This window comes from Asaia sp. HumB, assembly GCF_030263835.1.
GTDB classification, from domain to species: Bacteria; Pseudomonadota; Alphaproteobacteria; order Acetobacterales; family Acetobacteraceae; genus Asaia; species Asaia bogorensis.
Genome location: NZ_JARPML010000002.1, coordinates 207,215 through 222,738, shown reverse-complemented (window position 1 = coordinate 222,738; position 15,524 = coordinate 207,215). Strand labels below are relative to the sequence as shown.

The following is a 15,524-nucleotide window of genomic DNA, read 5'->3' as shown; positions in this document are numbered from 1 at the left end:
GCATCCGACGTATCCATAAAGGGGGAAAGCCATGACGCGCGAGTTCGACACGACTAATCTGTGTTTTCGGCTTCCTGCCCGGCAGGATCTCGAGGCGCTTGCGGACATGCGCGCCGACCCGGTCGCGACACGCTATACAGGCGGTCAGCCTGCGTCGCGCAACGAGTCCTGGGACCGGCTGATACGGTATCGTGGGTACTGGGGAATACTCGGCTACGGCTATTGGTGCGTGAGGGAACGCCTTACCGGGCGTTTTGTGGGCACGATCGGGTTCGGCGAGGCAAGGCGGGGAATTGAGCCGTCACTCGATGGCTATCCCGAGGCTGGCTGGGTGCTCGCCTCATGGTGTCATGGCAGAGGGTATGGGGGTGAGGGTGTGGCCGCCGCTCTGGACTGGCTCGATACCCAGACCGATCACAGGGTCGCTCGCTGCATCATCGATCCGGATAATCTGGCCTCCATGAAGCTGGCCAGGCGACATGGCTTCGGGCCGCTGGCTCGGACCCGTTATCTGGGCTCTGTCATCGACGTCCTCGAACGTCAGCGTGGCGGCGTCACCATTTGCCCAGATCCCGGGCCCGTGCCCGTGCCCGATGCAGAGTAAAGCCTGTCCAGATCAGTTGCGGGGCCAGGACGAAGCTCAACTGAGCGGCGAGAGGCAAGGGGGTCACGGCGGCAGCTGCGCCCCATAGGGCGAAGGCCCAGTGCAAGAGGCTTACAAGCGTTGGTGAAACGCCGCTGCGCGCCGCGAGCTGGTAAAGATGGCCTCGATGGGCCTGTGCCAGCGGGTCACCTGCGATCGCACGACGGATCAGCGTAAAGGCAACGTCATAGAGCACCCCACCCAGCATGAAGGGTACGATCAGGGGGCAGGGTGTTGCGCAGGCGGCCTCGATACCGAGCCATGCCAAAGTCAGTCCTGCACCCTGACTGCCGACATCACCCATGAAGATACGCGCCCTGGGGAAATTGAAGGGCAGGAACACCAGGAGTGCAACAGCCAGAAGAAGCGCCGCATGGGTAAAGGCGGGTCTCCCCGCGTGGCTGAACAGGAGCGAGAGCGCCAGAGCCGTAATGGCCATCACACCGGACGCCAGGCCATTCAGGCCATCAATGAAGTTCAGGGCATTGGTCGTGAAAACGAGCCAAAGGAAGCCGATGCCGATAGCAAGAGCCACGATGACCCAGCCTGACGCGAGATAGTCGGGAATGTGAGGGAGAGCGCTCCTGCCCGAGATTACGTCACCGATCACACTAGAGCCGGAGCCCGGGAGTGAGGTGAGCGCCACGCCCGCCAGTGTCATCAGGGCGGAGATGCCCTGAACGCCCAGCTTGAGCGAGGCGCGATAGGAGTGGATATCGTCAAGCCAGGAAAAGAAAGCGAGCAAGGCCACGGCGAGAAGAGGCAGAAGAAGCGCAGGGCCCGGCAGATCGCCCTGCGTCCAGAGTTGCGACAGGGGAAAGACGAGCAGGAACCCCGTGATAATGCCAATGCCACCCCCTTTGGGGGTAGGGCGCGTATGTGAACTGCGATGACCCGGCATATCCATGACCCCGACACGGATCATGTGAAGAACAAGGGCAGCACCGATACAGGCCGTGGCAGCACAACAGAGGATCAGGGGTATCATCATCGGATCCGGAAATTTCTCAGCGGGCAGGGGCTGACGTGACGACTGCCCATCGCGACAAAAGTTTTTTTGCGGCTATAAGTGTCGTGTGAACGCGAAGCAACAATCTCATAGCCCGGTCCCCTCATCCTTGACGCGGCGTCATCGATCGCGAGGGCGCATTGCCGTCAATGTTCTGGCTGATGGTCTGATATCAGGACTCGCTGCTCCTGTAGCCCGTTTTCTGGCCGCCCCTCATGACGGGTTGCTGCATCCACTCTGGTTCATCATGGGCGGTGCCATCACATTGCTCGTCAGCGGACTGCCTTTTCGTATCCCGCAGCAATACTGGCGTTTTTCGGGTGTGGCGGATCTGCGCGGTATAGCGGCTGCCTCTATCGCTGGCGCCGCCCTTTTCTCGCTTATGCTCTGGGTCTCCGGCTTTCCCCTGCCATCGCCGACCTTTCCCCTGATCTACGCACTTGTTCTTCTCGTTGGCCTTGGAGGCGGTCGTGTTGCCACGCGCCTTTACGGGACGGTGCGACAGCAGGCGCAGGGGCAGAAGCGCCGTGTTCTGCTTGCGGGCTCGGATCTGAGCGCTGATCTGTTTCTTCGCGCGCTGGAGCGCGTATCCGACGCACATTATCTTGTGCTGGGTCTGGTTACCCGCTCGCCAGGGCAGCAGGGGCGGCGGCTGCATGGCGTACCGATTCTTGGTGTGACCGAGGATCTTTCCTCCGTGCTGGCGGAAATGGAGAAGAACGACACCCTTCCTGACAGCGTGATCGTGACCGATCCCGAATGGCGTGGGTCGCAGCTCTCTGTCGTGCTCGATGCCGGGCAGAGCTACGGCATTGCGGTACAACGTGCCCCTTCGCTCACACGGCTGACCCCGGCCGAAGAAATCCAGATGCGTCCCATTGCACTGGAGGACCTTCTGAACCGACCGGAAGTCCCGCTGGATCGTGAAGGCATGGCGCGATTGATCCAGGGACAGGTGGTCATGGTCACCGGTGCGGGTGGGACGATCGGTTCAGAGCTGGCCCGACAGGTTGCGCAGTTTGGTCCGGCCACGTTGCTCCTGCTGGATCATGGAGAATATGCGCTCTGGCAGATCGATCTGGAACTGTCAGAGCTGTTCCCCCATGTGCAGCGTCAGGTCATCGTGGCCAATATCCGCGATGTGCAGCGTATCGACGAGGTATTCGCACGCTATCGTCCGGCGCTCGTGTTTCATGCTGCGGCGCTCAAGCATGTACCGATTGTCGAGGCCAACCCCTGCGAGGGCGTGCTGACAAACGTGATCGGGACGCGGATCGTGGCCGATGCCGCTATTCGCCACGGAGCACGGGCGATGGTCCTCATTTCCAGCGACAAGGCCGTCAATCCGTCGAGCATCATGGGGGCAACCAAACGCTGTGCGGAGATCTACTGTCAGGCGCTTATGGGCGAGGCTGAGGCGAAGGGCTCGCATTTCCGTTGTGTGACCGTGCGTTTTGGCAATGTCCTTGGATCTACGGGGTCGGTCGTGCCTTTGTTCCGACGCCAGTTGGAGCAGGGCGGACCGCTCACCGTCACACATCCTGACATGACACGCTACTTCATGACTGTGCCGGAGGCAGTGGGTCTCGTGCTTCAGGCCAGTGTTCGTGGCACAGCATCCCGACGTGAGGCCGATGAGACGGATCAACGTCTGCAACGCGGCGGAATCTTTGTTCTCGATATGGGCGAGCCGGTTCGTATTCTCGATCTGGCCCGTCAAATGGTGCGTCTGGCGGGGCTGAGGCCTGATGAGGACATCGCCATACGGTTTACCGGATTGCGCCCGGGCGAGAAGCTCTATGAGGAGCTGTTTCATGGGCGTGAGGCGCCGGTGCCGACCGATGCGCCGGGTCTGAAAATGGCAACGCCGCGGATGATTGATCTGGAAGCTGCCCGTACATTGCTTCAGCAGCTTGAGGCGGCCAGCCATGCCGATGATATCGGGCAATCCCTGGCGCTCATGCAGGAACTCGTGCCCGAATTTGCCCATAACCCGCTGGGTGAGGTGCGGTATTCCACCCCGCCCATCCAGAAAGCTGAAAGCTTGGAGGCTTCGGAAAACACGAACCCTGTGTCATAGTCCCGGCATGATCGTACGGGCGCGCCTCCCTATGCGCCCGGCCAACGGAAACTGTCTTTCGGGCTATGCCGCGATTGACGGACCCTCTGGCGATACGGGACCGGCCTCATGCGGCCGTTAATGGAAAAAAAGGTGCCATGAGCGACAAAGCCCCCATCTCCTTTCTCGACCTGCCCAGACAACAGGCGCGCCTCGGCGCGCCGCTGAAGCAGCGGATCGACACAGTTCTCGAGCACTGCAAATTCGTGATGGGGCCGGAGGTCGAGGAGCTCGAAAAAAGGCTCTGCGCCTATAGTGGTGCGACGCATGCGGTGAGCGTCTCGTCCGGTACCGATGCACTGCTTATGGTGCTCATGGCCGAGGAGATTGGTCCGGGCGACGCCGTGTTTCTGCCGGCCTTTACTTATACCGCCACCGCGGAAGTGGTGCTGCTGCTTGGCGCCACCCCGGTTTTCGTGGATGTGGATCCGGCAAGTTTTCAGATCGACTGCGATAATCTGAGCGCCCGCATAGCGTCGATACGCGCGCAGGAGGAGCTCGAGCCTCGCGTAATCATTGGCGTTGATCTGTTCGGTCAGCCTGCGCCCTGGGCAAACCTGCGCGATATTGCCGCGCAGGAGGAACTGTTGCTTGTCGCTGATTGCGCCCAGGCCTTTGGCGCCTCTTTGAACGGTCACAAGCTGGGCCGCGAGGCGATGGCGACAACCCTGTCCTTCTTCCCGTCCAAGCCGCTGGGGGCCTACGGCGATGGGGGTGCCATCCTCACTGACGATGCCGAGCGTGCGGCGCTGTACCGTTCGCTGCGCACCCACGGCGAGGGGCGCACGCGCTACGAGGTTCTGCGTATCGGCCTCAATGGACGTCTCGATACGCTTCAGGCGGCTATTCTTCTGGCGAAGCTCGACCGGTTTGAAGAGGAACTGGCCCGCCGTGAAGCCATTGCACAGGCGTATGACGCGGCGCTTTCCGCTATTGTGCAGACACCTGCACGGGTAAAGGACAGTGCAAGCGCCTGGGCCATCTACTCCATCCTGCTGCCGGACGCCGCCACGCGGGATGCCTTGCAGGCGCATCTTGGCCGCCACGGGGTCCCGAGCGTCGTGTACTATCCGCGCCCGCTGCATGAGCAGCCAGCTTATGCCGAGCATCATGACGAGACGGTATCGCTGCCAGTTTCGGAAACGCTAGGCTCTCGTATTCTGGCCCTGCCGCTTCATCCTGAACTGACTGATGAAGAGGTCAGCCGAGTGATCGGTGCTGTCTCGTCCTATTTTGCAGCGTCCGAGGCAGGTGGTGAGGCCGGTTCGGCCGATGCCGGGCAGGAGCGCGGCGCGTGAGGAAAGAAACCCTTCTCGTTTTCGGATTTCTGGCGGTTGTTCTCTCGACGGTCGCGCTCATCTGGTATTTCGCATGGCCGGCTCTGCGGCCGGTACGGTTCGAGACCGTGTCGGATGTGACACTAACGATCGAGCAGACGAACCAGACGCGCAAGCTTGACGCGGTGGAAACGGCTCAGCTGAACGAATGGCTCCACAGCCATACGCATGGCTGGGCCCCGCTCACCTCGCCAGCCCCTTCAACCGGCGATGTGGTAATCAAGGCCCACCTGCCGGATGGTGAGCCGTTCGAGCTCGCGCTCTGGACCGGTATCAGCGGCGCTGACTGGAATGATACCGCCATCACGCGCGCGAACCCCAAGGCACGCTTCAAGGTGCAAAGCTTCGACGATCAGGACTGGGCGCCGCTGCGTCGCCTGATCGAGGGGCAGGGCTTCGAGAAAACCGACGTTCCCTGAGGAAAAGCTTCGTGGCCTGTTCACCTGCAAGAGTGTTCAGGCGCTTGCTTGGCACTTTAGCCTGACACCCGTGACGGTTGCAGGCATGGTGTCAGGCGTCATAATTGCGACACCCATCGCCCGGAATGAAAGCATCCATCCCGGACCAACAGTGCGCGTATTCAGGGCTGGCCCTGCGAGACCTGCTTTCCCCCCGTGCAAGAGAGGCGGCCGGTCTCCGTCATGAAACGATAGACCTCGGCACTGAACGGTGCCCTGGCTGTTTCTGCTTGCCAGCTTTCCATATCGGCATACATCTTTGCCGCCTTGTCCCAGTGCTCCTTGCCCAGCGCATCAACCATCGGCTGTTGCAGCGTCATCCATTCACCAAGCAGTGACAAGGCTTTGGGCGACCCTGGAGCAACGCCCTGTCTGATGGCGTCTGCAACACGGGTGATCAACGCCGCCCAGTTCTGCTCATAGGCGGTGCGCGTCTCTCCCGGAAAGAGTCTAGCCCCGAGCGTCTGCCAGCGATCCCATTCTTCCTCAATGAAATACTGCTTTGCGACGGTTCTGAGATCCTGTTGTGTCATGATGGTCTGTGCCTCCTTGATAAGGGAACAGAGCCGGTCAGCATCAGGCGTTTCGCGTGTCTCGAGCAGATCGGACATATGCCGCAGACGGCGCAGCATGGTCTCGATCTCTCTTTGCTTCGCGCCAAGATGCAGGATCTGTGTTTCGATCAGGCTCCGGGCGTCCAGAGAGGGGGCAATCATGACCGCGGAGATTTCCGATAGCCGGTACTCTGCCTGCCGAAGCGGGAGGATCTTGGTGATCAGATTTACTTCCCGCGCGCCGTAGACACGACGACCTGCCTCGGTTCGGCGTGGGGCGATCAACCCTTTTTCCTCAAGGTGGCGCAAGCTGCGTACCGACAGCCCGCTTTGGGCAGCCATTTCGCCAATTGATCGATCACGCATCACGATGCCCCTCTCTTTCGTCCGGCATCACCATGCGATGCTGACACAGTGTGAGGAGCAAGAGGTAAATACATTAAGTTTGAGACTGGTATTTGAAGGCAGAGCCGCGCGCAGCCCGTGGCATCACTCCGGCTGGCAGGCTGGACTGACGGGGTGATAATACGCCCCGTCAGTTAAGGGTCAGGCGTGTTGTTGTTTTCCGCTCTCGCTCGAGAGCGGTGCATCACCCATGGTTTCGCCCGTACGCATATCATCGGCGAGCGGTGCCGTGCCCTTGTCACCAATGGCAAGCAGGGCTGCGGTAAGGGGAGAGGCAAGAATGAGGCCGGGCACGCCCAGAATGGTGCCGAACACGGTCTGGGAGAGAATTGCCAGCGCTGGCGGCATATGAACGGCGTGGCGCTGGATCAGGGGGGCGAGCACGTTGCCCTCCAGGAACTGGATGACGCAATAAAGCCCCGCCACCATGAGGCCGGTGCGTGTGCCCTGGGAAAGGGCGATCAACACAGCCGGTATCGCCCCGAGAATCGCGCCGATATAGGGGATGAAATTGCAGAGGCCGGCAACAACGCCAAGGGCCATCGCCAGGGGAACGCCAAGAAAGCCCAGCCCGATACCCGAGGCCAGACCGACGGCAAGCATGTCAAAGGCCTGTCCGATTGTCCAAGACCACAGCGCCGTGCCCGCCGTCAGAAGAAGCTTGCGGGCCTCCGGGCGATGGCCCTCGGGCACGAGGCGCAGCAGACCATCCACATAGATGGCGGGGGACAGGGCGAAATAGAGTCCCGCAATCAGGATCACGGCAATCGTGCCGAGCAGTCCGAACGCGCTGCTCAGAATACCGGTTACCGAATTGGCTAGACCGGCACCAAGGGACGGGCCGCTGCCAGCCTCGTTCCCACCGAGCGATTTGGGCAGATGATCGAGGGCAAACTGGCCCCATGTGCTGGTGCCCATCTGCTCGCGTATTTGTCCATACTGCGTGATCAAAGCCTGCTTCAGCTTGACGAACTGGTCACCAATCTGCGGGCCACTGAAGAAGAACAGAGCCGCGATGGCGAGCAGGATTGTCAGTGCCACCAGACCCACGGCGAGCTGGTAAGGCATACGCGCCTTGTCACGCAGAATACGCGCCAGACCGTGCAGGATCACAGCAAACAACGTGGCGGCAAAAACCACCATCAGCACGTCGCCTATGAGCCAGATAGCGAGCACGGCAACTGTAACGATGAGAGTAAAACGCAGGATCCGGAAGATCCGTGTCAGTTCGCGCCCCGCGCCGTGGGCGTCGTCATGATGGGTTTCAGACATCGTCTCTCTTGTTTTTAAAAATCTGTCTCGTTGTAACGGAAAGCCCTAGCTTCGGTTCGCCTCGTCGATTTCGGCTTCTGCGTTCAGCCAGCGTTCCTCAGCGGCCTGCTCCTCAAGGCGCAATGCGGCAAGTCTTGTGTTCAGCTTCATGATTTCGGCTGTATCGCTTTTTGCATAGAGTGCCGGATCGGCCAGACGCGTCTCGATTTTCTGGCGTTCCTTGCCAAGCTGTTCCAGCAAATGCTCGGCCGCCTTGGCTTCCTTGCGCAGGGGCGCCAGAGCCTTTCGCTGTTCCGCACGGTCTCGGCGCTGATCCTTCCTGCCGGCGCTGTCCGGCTCGCTCTCCACCCGGCTGTCGCTGGCAGCCTTGCGTGCCCGTTCGATTAGCCAGCTGCGATAGCCGTCCATATCGTCATCGAACGGCGTGATTGTTCCCTCATCGACAAGCCAGAGACGATCAGCGACGGATTCCACCAGATGAGAATCATGGCTGATCAACACGACAGCACCTTCGAAATCGCAAAGGGCGCGAATCAGTGCATCGCGGGCATCAAGATCCAGATGGTTGGTCGGTTCGTCCAGCAGCAGGAGGTGAGGGGCGTTGCGCGTGGCGAGGGCAAGAAGGAGGCGCGCTTTCTCACCGCCTGACAGGTCGCCCACCCGGGACTCGGCCTTGCCGGCATCGAGGCCAAACCGGTCGAGCTGTGCGCGTACGGCGACAGGCGTCGCGTCAGGCATGGCGCGGCTCATATGGTCGATGGGTGTATCGCCCAGCACGAGCTCGTCACCCTGATGCTGGGCGAAATAGCCGATGCGAAGCTTTGGAGAATGGTTGACGCGGCCTGAGATGGGGTGGAGACGCCCTGCCAGCAATTTGGCGAAGGTCGATTTACCTTTGCCGTTCTGGCCCAGAAGCGCGATGCGATCGTCAAGATCGAGGCGGCAGGACAGGTTCGACAAGACAGCGCGCCCGTCATACCCAACGCTCACATTTTCCAGCGACAGCATGGGCGGGGGAAGCGGCGTGGGCTCCGGGAAGGAAAAGCGGGTGGGACTGTCCTCCACAACAGAGTCGATCTGAGGCAGACGCGCCAGTGCCTTGAGGCGGGCCTGAGCCTGTCGGGCCTTGGTGGCTTTGGCCCGGAAGCGATCGACGAAAGACTGCATATGCGCGCGCTGCACAGCAAGGCGTTCGGCTGCCCTGTTCTGCTGCAGGGCCTGCTCGGTGCGTATGCGGATGAACTCGTTATACCCGCCAGGAGTAAGACTCAGCTTGCCCTTGTCCAGATGCGCGATGGAATCGACCACGCTATCGAGCAGGGAGCGATCATGGCTCACGACGATGGCCGCACCCGTGAAGGTCTTGAGCCAGTTTTCGAGCCAGATTGTCGCCTCGATATCGAGATGGTTCGTGGGCTCGTCCAGCAACAGCAGATCGGGGTTCAGGAACAGGGCTGTGGCCAGCGCCACGCGCATGCGCCAGCCACCGGAGAATGACGAGACCGGGCGTTGCTGGGCTGCATGATCGAAACCAAGCCCTGACAGGATGCTTGCTGCGCGGGCCGGGGCCGTATGAGCATCGATGACAAGCAGACGCTCATGGATATCGGCAAGGCGAGAGGGATCATGGGCCGCTTCGGCCTCGTGCAGCAGGCGCGCGCGTTCAAGATCGCCAGCCAGAACCGTGTCGATAAGGGAGGCATCCCCCTCAGGCGTCTCCTGCTTGACGCGCCCCATGCTGGCCCGGTTGGAGAGCTGTATCGTGCCCCCATCGGGGTGCAGATCACCGGCAATGGCAGCAAGCAGCGTCGATTTGCCGGCGCCATTCCGGCCGACCAGCCCCACCTTGCGCCCCGGGTCGATACTGAGTGAGGCATTGTCGAGCAGGACGCGACCGGCAATGCGCAGGGTCAGGTCGGTGATGGTCAGCAGGCTCACAGTTTCTTCCCGGGCAATATGGAGGCGTTTTGATGCCAAGCGGACTATCAGGAAGTCTTGTTTTGCTCTAGGGGAAGGGCGTTCACCGCTTTTCTTTTTTAATGCAGGAGATGCCTCATGGCCCTGGAACGCACCCTTTCGATCATCAAGCCCGATGCAACCCGTCGCAACCTGACCGGCAAGATCAATGCCGTGTTCGAAGGCGCAGGCCTGCGCATTGTCGCCCAGAAGCGCATCAAGCTGACTGAAGACCAGGCCAAGGCCTTCTACGCTGTGCACGCCGAGCGTCCGTTCTACGGCAGCCTCGTTGCTTCCATGCTGTCCGAGCCGGTCGTCGTGCAGGTACTGCAGGGTGACAACGCTGTGGCGCATCATCGCGAAGTCATGGGCGCAACCAACCCGGCCCAGGCTGCTGAGGGCACCGTGCGCAAGCTCTATGCCGAGAGCATCGAAGCCAACTCGGTGCATGGTTCCGACAGCCTCGAAAATGCAAAGAACGAAATCTCGTTCTTCTTTGCCGAGACGGAAATCCTGCCGTAAGGCAGTCTCCACCAAGGCAGGTAGAGAAGGCGGCTTTTCAGCCGCCTTTTTTTTGACTTTCTGCTGGGTTGGAAAGCGTGGTCAGGCGGTATGGCTGCGTCGTTCCCCCGCAAAAATGTACTCATGTTATCTGGCCACGATCTTCACGCCGCCGATGGCGGCTTTTAACGCTTTGTAGAACAATAACCTGAATAATCTGACAAACTACGCCCGATTTGATAAATCACGCAGATGGCAAAGTGATAAGAAACTTGAGGTTACGTAATCACATAGAAATTACGCAAAGTAGAGAATTCGATGGCAGTGATAAGCATAAATAAAGATGATGAATCTACCGACAAAATATCGATATATTCCGACAACATCATTCAATTTCCGGCCAAATCTATGCCTTCGGAAGCAAGGCCTCTAGAGATCGTTGATCCTGATATTTGTATTTACACGCAGGATGGCCGAAAGCTGGACAAGCTCGGGCTGGCGGCGGATGAGTGTTGCTACATCCTTCCCCCAAACGTTCAGGTGATTTGCCTCAAGCGTGAGGAAAGAGACTCCGTGACGTCCGAGGACGGTGTTGTGCTGCCGGAGACGATTCCAGTGCGTGTCATCCTGTCCGAAAGCGATGCGGTAACGGAAATCGGCATGGTCAATGCGGGGAATTCTGCGTCGACGTCTGAGCCGGCGGAGGTCATGCATTGGATCGACCCTGGTCATACGCTTTTTCTTGCCCGGCAATCACCGGATCATGTGGCGATGATCTCCCTGCGGCTCACCGTATCAGAGCCGTCAGCCGAGAGTGATCCGGGCGAGGATGTGCAAGAGCAGGATGATCAGCGCGGGATCTAAGTCGGCGCGCCAGGGTCATCGAGATGTCGTTGCCCGATCTGTGACGAGGCGGAACAGGCGTCCATCGATAGCGGCCAGGCCTGCGCCAATCAGGCAGAGCCCGGCCAGAGCAGACCAGCCGGGGTGCTCGCCCAGAAAGAGTATCCCGAGCATCAGCGCCATGATGGGGAGCAGGAACGTAACGAGCGAGAGATTTGTGGCGCCGGAGGTGGCAAGAAGCTTGAAATAGAGGATAAACGCGCCAGCCGTACTGAGCAATGCGATGCCTGCAAAGGCCCCCCATACGGTTGCTGAGAGTGGAGGAAGCGTCCACGGGTGATCGACCAGCAGGGAAAGGGGCAGGATCAGGATCGTGCTGGCGGTGAGCTGCCCGGTGGCGATCTGTAAAGCCGGTAGACCGCGGAATTTTCGTCCGTACACGCCCCCAAACCCGTAGCTCAGCGCGGCGCTAAGGCAGGCCAGCTCTCCGACGAGCGAGCTCTGAAATTTGCCTCCTGCCAATGCAGGCGCGATCAGCGTGCCAACTCCGCAGAAGCCCAGAACGATGCCGGCAACTTTTCCCCAACGCATCTTCTCGTCATGAGTCAGAAAATGCGCGACGATAATAGTGAAAACCGGCGTTGTGGCATTCAGAATTGCCGCCAGACCGCTGGAGATACGCGTTTCGCCGAATGCGATAGCTGAAAAGGGTATGACGTTATTGAGCAGTCCGAGCACGAAAAGCCGTAACCAGAGGGTGCGATCCATCGGCAGGGTCGTGCGGCGGACGACCAAGAGAAGATTGAGCGCCAAGGCCGCCAACCCGACCCGCCCCAGAACGACACTGAAGGGCGGTACGGTAGAAACAAGGATCTTGAAGAAGAAGAATGAGCCGCCCCAGAGGAGGGCGAGGATCAACAGAAGCGACCATTCCTTTGGTCCCATATGGTTCTGTTGTTGCTTCTGCACGGATCGTCCCCCCTTTCCAGGTCGTCTGAGTTGTCTTTTGGCACGGGTGCGGGGCAGCCGCACCCTCTATGAGAGTGATGTCTTCCGCGCGAGTGCCGATGGCGGCAGAGTCCCCGGTCTTCTCTGGCGTTACGGGAAAGCCTATTCAGGCCGGGGGTGTGAAGCCAATGGATCCAATAAGCAGACTGGGAACGCGTATTTGTATACTCGGCCCTTCCAATAGCGGGAAATCCACGCTTGCGCTGCGTTTGGGCACAGCGTTTGATCTCCCGGTGGTTCATCTGGACCTTCTGCGTTATCACCATGGCAGTTTCAGCACATTAAGGCCGCTTGACGCTTTCCACACTGATCACACACGGGCAATTTCGGATAACCGCTGGGTGATTGACGGGAATTACTCTTCCTGCATGGAAGATCGTCTGGCACGAGCGACCGGCTTGATCCTGCTGGACGCGTCAACCTGTCTCAGCCTGTATCGTTACCTGTGCCGCTGTGCACGTCCCGGCCAGCGTATAGGAGGGTTTGCGCGCGACACCTGCGAGCCCGTCAGTATCGCGATGTTGAGCCATATCGTCGGGCCGACGAGATTGAACAGGCGGCGCTACCGAACGATCTACGCCCGGTCACGCTTGCCAAAATGCTTCCTCCCGACACCTCGTGCCGTCAATGAATTCTGTCGGCACGCGGGACTATGAGGAGGCGTAATGACGGCATCTGAAGTGGCACCGCCTATGTCAGCTTGTTTTTTCTATCAGGCTTCACCACGCCCGGTTCAAGTGTGATCGACAGGGCGTCTGGTGAAGAACGACTTGTTCTCCGGGCAGCTCGCTGTGTAGGCGGGGCCAGCCATCATGGTTTCCTCGATCTTCTCAAGGGAGACCCCTCTTGTCTCAGGGATATACCGCAACACGAAGACCATCGAACCGAGGCAGAGCGCCGCAAAAAGCCACATGGAAAAGGCACCGTGAAAAGCCTCATTCAGAGCATGGTTGCCTGCCAGCATGGGAAAGCCTTGCGCCACCATGAAATTCATCACCCAGTTTGAAGCGACGGCTAGGCTCATGCCAATAGAGCGGATGCGGTTCGGGAAGATTTCCGAAACGAGTATCCATGCGACAGGCCCCCAGGAAAGGCCAAACATGAGCATGTAAAAGAGAAGGCCGAACAGGGCGAGAAGTCCGGAATCCTGTCTGTAGAGGGCAACGGACGACACCAGAAGGCCGATGGTCATGCCGAGCGACCCCCACAGGATCAGCGGACGTCTTCCCTTGCGATCGACAATCCAGGCACCAATCATGCCCCCAACGAGATTGGCCACCCCAATCCAGATGGTCTGGAACAGGGCATTCTGAAGGCTGCCGCTGGTCGTGCTCAGGAGCATCGGTGCGTAATAGACAACAATATTGATGCCGGTGAATTGCTGCAGGCCTGCGACCATGGCGCCCGCAAAGACGATCCATCTTGCGCGGCGGTCGCGCAGCACTGTCATGAGCGCAGGCCCCTGGCGGGTATGCTGCGTCATGGATTCCCGTATCTCAGCGATGAGCGAGCGTGCATGGGCCTCGTTTGAGATCCGGCTCAGCGTCTTGAGGGCATGGGACTCGCGCCCACGGATCATGTGCCAGCGTGGAGATTCCGGAATGAGGAAAATCGTCGCGCAAAAGACGAGGCACGGTACAATTTCCGAGCCAAGCATCCAGCGCCAGCCCATTTCCTCAAGCCAGGCCGTGCTCGCACGGGCAGCGATCAGGTAATTGACGACGTAAACGATCAGCGCGCCCAGAACGATGGCAAACTGCTCCATCGACAAGGCCCGACCGCGCATGTCCTTTGGCGATACCTCAGACATGTACATGGGCGATACCGCAGAGGCGATGCCAACAGCCAGCCCACCCAGAATTCGGTAGATGACGAACTGGGTGAAATCAGGCGCAAGGGCTGCACCAATCGACTGCACAGAAAACAGGATGGCGCAGATAAACAGCGCCATCCGGCGCCCGAGCGTGTGAGCGAGCCACCCCGAGCCAAAGGCCCCGATGATACAGCCTAGTATCACGCTGGAGACAGCCCAGCCGGTTGCTGCGTCGCTCAGATGGAAATGGGCCCGTATCGGCCCGATGGCCCCCGATATGACGGAGGTATCGTAACCAAAGAGAATACCGCCCAGCGCTGCTACCGCGCAGATGCGAAGCACATAGGAAACATCATGGCGCTCGGACGTGACGCCGACGAGTGACTGGATCCGTCTCATGCGCGTCCTCCGTTTGCCGAGAAAGCGGTCTCGATTGCAGACGCGCGATGGGTCTCGCAGGAGCGACGATCCAAGGCAGGGGAGGGAATCGAAGGAATGATCATAGGGCGACCCCAAGATGACATTAAGTTAACGTCTGGAGCCTAGCCACGCGCCTGCGGAAGCGAATGCGAATTCCGATGGTTTCACATCAAGGACGGACTGTGACCCTGGCACCGCCCGGGACAGGATCGGCGCAGGATCACCGGGGCAGATTTCTGTCCGATGAGGATGACTGATTTGTCAGGAGGAGATGGTCGTCATGCGCACCGCGTTGCACGGTATTACGAGTTTCCACTCGAATTTGTTGACTGATATCCGTCTCGCGCATGAGGCGGGGTTTGACGATATGGAAATTTTCTATCCAAAGCTTGCCCGTTATCTCGCCTGCGGCGGTGCCATCGACACCGTGCGAGGCATGGTGCGTGATGCCGGGATGGGCATAAGCCATGTCAGCGCGCTCGATCACATCGAGCGTCACGATGCGACCGGACGCGCAGCCCTGATGGAGGAAGCGGTCAAGATCACGCGCGAGGCGCATGATCTGGGGGCAAGAACGGTCATGGTTCTGCCGCGTAAGGGCGCCGATCATCTGCCAGAGTCTGCGCTCATGGATGTCATGGTGCAGAATATCGCCTCAATTGCCGCGATTGGGGGCGATTGGGGTGTGCGATACATGATCGAGTTGCCGGCCTTCACCCGTTTCCGGACCTTGACCCAGGCTAAAGAGGTTATCGCCCGTGTGGGGGCTCCCAATGTGGGCGTGGTTGTCGATTTCTGGCATTTCCACGGGTCAGGAGCGGTACCTGCCGATCTCGATTCCCTCGACCCTGCAAGGATCTTCGGTGTGCATTTCTGCGATGGGCGCCTTCCACGTCCCGGCGAGGCTTGGGACGAGACCGTGCTGCGTGACTGCATGCCGGGGGAGGGGGAAATCGACCTTGCGGGATGGTGCGACGCCGTCAGGCGCAGCGGCTATGTCGGGCCATGGTCGGTGGAACTGATCAGCCCGGCGCTATGGGAATGCGACCCGGCTTTTCTACTGCCACGCCTTCAAGGCGTGCTGCGTGATCATATGACGACTGGTTAAGCTGGGGCAGGCTGGCTGCGCAGACCATGGGGCCACCGACATGATCTGGCCTCGATGCAGCCGAGATGCTAGGAGCGC

The 15,524-nt window shown here is 59.8% G+C and carries 13 protein-coding genes; 7 read left to right on the top strand and 6 right to left on the bottom strand.

What is annotated here, in order from left to right:
• Positions 1-31: 31 nt before the first annotated feature.
• Complete coding sequence (locus P5689_RS02355) at positions 32-604, top strand: GNAT family N-acetyltransferase (protein ID WP_285531954.1); 573 nt, start codon at positions 32-34, stop codon at positions 602-604.
• Here the strand turns inward: P5689_RS02355 and P5689_RS02350 are convergent.
• Entirely contained in the window at positions 555-1,634 is a 1,080-nt protein-coding gene (locus P5689_RS02350; RefSeq protein ID WP_285531953.1) for a UDP-phosphate alpha N-acetylglucosaminyltransferase, read from the bottom strand. The two genes, P5689_RS02355 and P5689_RS02350, sit on opposite strands and share 50 nt — an antisense overlap.
• Positions 1,635-1,761: 127 nt before the next feature.
• Here P5689_RS02350 and P5689_RS02345 point away from each other — a divergent pair, with 127 nt between their 5' ends.
• From P5689_RS02345 to P5689_RS02335, 3 genes are all read left to right on the top strand, one after another.
• Positions 1,762-3,732, top strand: a complete 1,971-nt coding sequence (locus tag P5689_RS02345) for a nucleoside-diphosphate sugar epimerase/dehydratase (RefSeq protein WP_285531952.1) — start codon at positions 1,762-1,764, stop codon at positions 3,730-3,732.
• A 137-nt stretch (positions 3,733-3,869) separates the two neighbouring features.
• Positions 3,870-5,069 (top strand): DegT/DnrJ/EryC1/StrS aminotransferase family protein, encoded by a 1,200-nt coding sequence (locus P5689_RS02340; RefSeq protein ID WP_285531951.1) that lies wholly within the window; start codon positions 3,870-3,872, stop codon positions 5,067-5,069.
• On the top strand, positions 5,066-5,527 hold the full coding sequence (locus P5689_RS02335) for a hypothetical protein (protein ID WP_285531950.1): 462 nt from the start codon (positions 5,066-5,068) through the stop codon (positions 5,525-5,527). Before P5689_RS02340 ends, P5689_RS02335 begins: the two co-directional genes overlap by 4 nt.
• 161 nt (positions 5,528-5,688) lie before the next feature.
• On the opposite strand, the gene P5689_RS02330 is transcribed toward P5689_RS02335, so the two are convergent.
• The 3 genes from P5689_RS02330 to P5689_RS02320 form a co-directional block, all read right to left on the bottom strand.
• The gene (locus P5689_RS02330) at positions 5,689-6,486 is read right to left on the bottom strand and encodes a MerR family DNA-binding transcriptional regulator (RefSeq protein WP_285531949.1); all 798 of its coding nucleotides are present in this window, start codon (positions 6,484-6,486) and stop codon (positions 5,689-5,691) included.
• A 180-nt stretch (positions 6,487-6,666) separates the two neighbouring features.
• Positions 6,667-7,797 carry an AI-2E family transporter gene (locus P5689_RS02325; protein ID WP_285531948.1) on the bottom strand — a complete coding sequence of 377 codons (1,131 nt, stop codon included), beginning with the start codon at positions 7,795-7,797 and terminating at the stop codon, positions 6,667-6,669.
• A 45-nt stretch (positions 7,798-7,842) separates the two neighbouring features.
• Positions 7,843-9,735 carry an ABC-F family ATP-binding cassette domain-containing protein gene (locus P5689_RS02320; RefSeq protein ID WP_285531947.1) on the bottom strand — a complete coding sequence of 631 codons (1,893 nt, stop codon included), beginning with the start codon at positions 9,733-9,735 and terminating at the stop codon, positions 7,843-7,845.
• A gap of 117 nt (positions 9,736-9,852) precedes the next feature.
• On the opposite strand from P5689_RS02320, the gene ndk reads away from it, so the two are divergent.
• Together ndk and P5689_RS02310 are read left to right on the top strand one after the other, a co-directional pair.
• The gene (gene ndk / locus P5689_RS02315) at positions 9,853-10,275 is read left to right on the top strand and encodes a nucleoside-diphosphate kinase (RefSeq protein ID WP_023978403.1); all 423 of its coding nucleotides are present in this window, start codon (positions 9,853-9,855) and stop codon (positions 10,273-10,275) included.
• A gap of 297 nt (positions 10,276-10,572) precedes the next feature.
• On the top strand, positions 10,573-11,118 hold the full coding sequence (locus P5689_RS02310; protein ID WP_285531945.1) for a hypothetical protein: 546 nt from the start codon (positions 10,573-10,575) through the stop codon (positions 11,116-11,118).
• Positions 11,119-11,133: 15 nt separating this feature from the next.
• Here the strand turns inward: P5689_RS02310 and P5689_RS02305 are convergent, their stop codons facing one another.
• Positions 11,134-12,015, bottom strand: a complete 882-nt coding sequence (locus P5689_RS02305; RefSeq protein ID WP_285531944.1) for a DMT family transporter — start codon at positions 12,013-12,015, stop codon at positions 11,134-11,136.
• Positions 12,016-12,838: 823 nt separating this feature from the next.
• The gene (locus P5689_RS02300) at positions 12,839-14,317 is read right to left on the bottom strand and encodes a sugar porter family MFS transporter (protein ID WP_285531943.1); all 1,479 of its coding nucleotides are present in this window, start codon (positions 14,315-14,317) and stop codon (positions 12,839-12,841) included.
• A gap of 301 nt (positions 14,318-14,618) precedes the next feature.
• Here P5689_RS02300 and P5689_RS02295 point away from each other — a divergent pair, with 301 nt between their 5' ends.
• Positions 14,619-15,446 (top strand): sugar phosphate isomerase/epimerase family protein, encoded by an 828-nt coding sequence (locus P5689_RS02295; protein WP_285531942.1) that lies wholly within the window; start codon positions 14,619-14,621, stop codon positions 15,444-15,446.
• The last annotated feature ends 78 nt before the right edge of the window (positions 15,447-15,524 follow it).